The organism is Pseudoalteromonas sp. 19-MNA-CIBAN-0066, assembly GCF_040308705.1.
Taxonomy (GTDB): domain Bacteria; phylum Pseudomonadota; class Gammaproteobacteria; order Enterobacterales; family Alteromonadaceae; genus Pseudoalteromonas; species Pseudoalteromonas nigrifaciens.
Window position 1 is genome coordinate 1 of the sequence record NZ_JBEONZ010000075.1, and the last position, 2,590, is coordinate 2,590.

The 2,590-nt window shown below is 40.4% G+C and carries 1 protein-coding gene and 3 tRNA genes; 3 read left to right on the forward strand and 1 reads right to left on the reverse strand.

Annotated elements, in window-relative coordinates; translation table 11 throughout:
* From AAEZ18_RS18165 to AAEZ18_RS18175, 3 genes are all read left to right on the forward strand, one after another.
* Positions 1-76: transfer RNA gene (locus tag AAEZ18_RS18165), tRNA-Gly, on the forward strand.
* 19 nt (positions 77-95) lie between these two features.
* Positions 96-169, forward strand: a tRNA-Cys gene (locus AAEZ18_RS18170).
* Positions 170-207: 38 nt separating this feature from the next.
* Positions 208-294 (forward strand) — tRNA-Leu (locus tag AAEZ18_RS18175).
* A 679-nt stretch (positions 295-973) separates the two neighbouring features.
* Here AAEZ18_RS18175 and AAEZ18_RS18180 read toward each other — a convergent pair.
* The gene (locus AAEZ18_RS18180) at positions 974-2,392 is read right to left on the reverse strand and encodes an alanine/glycine:cation symporter family protein (RefSeq protein WP_011328579.1); all 1,419 of its coding nucleotides are present in this window, start codon (positions 2,390-2,392) and stop codon (positions 974-976) included.
* Positions 2,393-2,590: the final 198 nt, after the last annotated feature.

Below are 2,590 nucleotides of genomic sequence, written 5' to 3' on the forward strand. Positions count from 1 at the left end.
GCGGCACTAGCTCAGTTGGTAGAGCGCGACCTTGCCAAGGTCGAGGTCACGAGTTCGAGCCTCGTGTGCCGCTCCAAATTATTTGGATACATTTAGGCGGAATGGCAGAGTGGCCATGCACCGGATTGCAAATCCGTTTACCTCGGTTCGACTCCGGGTTCCGCCTCCATATAATTTACTCCACACGCTTTAATTAGCAAACTCGATGCCCGAGTGGTGGAATTGGTAGACACAAGGGATTTAAAATCCCTCGACTAACAAGTCGTGCCGGTTCAATTCCGGCCTCGGGCACCACTTTCTTGCTATTACTACTTATAACAATGCTATAAGCTGGCAATAACATTAGTCAGTATTTACGCATCAATTCGTTATAATAAAACTACACATCTTGTTACTACAATAAAACCCAGTCTGTTAAGTGAATAGTTACCTTAAATAACGCTAGATTCAGTGCTTATTTATATCTTAAAGTCTACAGCCTTACCTAAATAAGTATTTCCAATTAAGCAATTAGCTATTTATTGTTATTACACGTATTTAAATAGCCACACTTGCTGATAATGCCAAAGATCCCGTAACGAAATAACGCCGCAGCGCTTAGCTACATGGCTACACTTCATCTAGTTAGAATACTAATCAAAACATGAGGACTCTATACACTAGTATAGGGTTTTGTATTTACCGCATGAGAACGTATTACAATGCAAAACTAAATGCTTACCATGAGTAGCGATTACTAGGCGTTAGCAATAAGTAATCGGCAAAGCGTTACCATTTAAATCGCCAGATCATCGTTACTAAGTTTAGAGGGGGAGGTTAGGTCTCATGCGTCTCTGAGGCTTAGGTTATTGTACGAAGGTGTAGAGTGAAGCGTAATTAGGTATGTAAAAGCGAACCAGTAATGGGTGTGTTTTAAAAGCAAAAAAAGGGAAGCAATATAGCTTCCCTTTAATTTAACCAATATTAGCTATAATTACTTATGCCAAATCCCTTTTGGAATTGTTTTATCAAGATGCTTATTTTTAGTTGGATCGAAGGTTGGTAACTTCCCAGCACGACGTTGCGTGTTGTAGTCTTTAGCAAGCCAAACAACTACGCCTGACAACATAAATAATGCTATAACGTTCACAATAGCCATTAACCCCATAGATATATCAGCTAAAGTCCACACTAATGGTAGCTCACCCATAGCGCCAAACATCACCATACCTAATACTAACAATCTAAAAATCAACATGCCGTATGCATGGTTATGCTCTAAAAATAATAAATTTGTTTCTGCATAAGAGTAATTAGCAACAATAGATGTGAAAGCAAAGAATAAAATAGCAATCGCAACGAATATTGCACCCCAGCTACCTACATGCTCCTCAAGTGCTGCTTGAGTTAAAGCTATGCCCGTTAAACCAGAGCCAGCAGTAAGTTGTTGTGATAATAAAATTAATGCCGCAGTAGCGCTACAAATTACAATAGTATCAACAAAAACGCCTAACATTTGCACATACCCTTGTGAAGCAGGGTGGGGAGGGTTAGGTGTTGCTGTTGCAGCTGCGTTAGCAGCGCTACCCATACCCGCTTCGTTTGAGAACAAGCCACGTTTAATGCCTTGAATCATCGCTTGCATAACGCCGTAGCCAATTGCGCCTGCGCCTGCTTGCTCAATGCCAAATGCACTATTTATAACATGCATAAAAACACCAGGTAGCTCAGAGTAATTTAAAGCACAAACGTACAAAGCCACTAGTAAATAAGCAAGAGCCATAAAAGGCACTACCATTTCTGCAAATCGAGAAATAGTTTTTAAACCGCCAAAAATAATGATCCCAGAGCCAATAACTAAAGCAATACCTACTACATAGTTCGGAATATCAAAAGCGACTTTAAATGCAGCTGCAATAGAGTTTGATTGCACTGCGTTAAATACAAAACCAAACGCTAATATTAAACACAGTGAAAAAATAACGCCCATCCAGCGCTTACCTAAACCATATTCCATATAATAAGCAGGGCCACCACGAAAGTTCCCCTGTTCATCACGCGTTTTATAAGCTTGCGCTAATGTGCTCTCGGCAAAACTAGTCGCCATACCAATTAAAGCAATAAGCCACATCCAAAAAATAGCCCCAGCACCACCTAAATAAAGTGCAACTGCAACACCTGCCATATTACCAGTACCAACACGCGCTGCGAGTGAAGTACAAAAGGCTTGGAATGAAGAGATGCCATCGCCTGAACCTCTACGACTCAAAAACATCACTTTTATCATGTGAGGAAACTGTACAAATTGAATAAAGCGAAGGCGAATGGTGAAAAACAGCCCTGCTGCTATTAATAAGTATACTAAAACATGGCCCCATAAGAGGCTGCTTATACTGTTTATTATATCTGTCATGCTATTTGCCTAATCAACGAGTTTAAATCTGTCGCGCAACTTAGCATAAGCTTGAGAAATAGTTTAGTAATCGAGGTAAAAAAATGACTTGTCCACAGGCTTTTGTGGGTAACCTGTGGGTCTGGCTTGTGTATCTTTGGGGTAAAAATTAAATGCAAAAAAGGCGATAAAAACGCTTGCGTAAAATCTGCGGCTCCC

What these genes read in the sequence shown, in the direction of transcription:
- AAEZ18_RS18180 (WP_011328579.1), bottom strand. Translation starts at nt 2,392, where the DNA reads ATGACAGATATAATAAACAGTATAAGCAGCCTCTTATGGGGCCATGTT.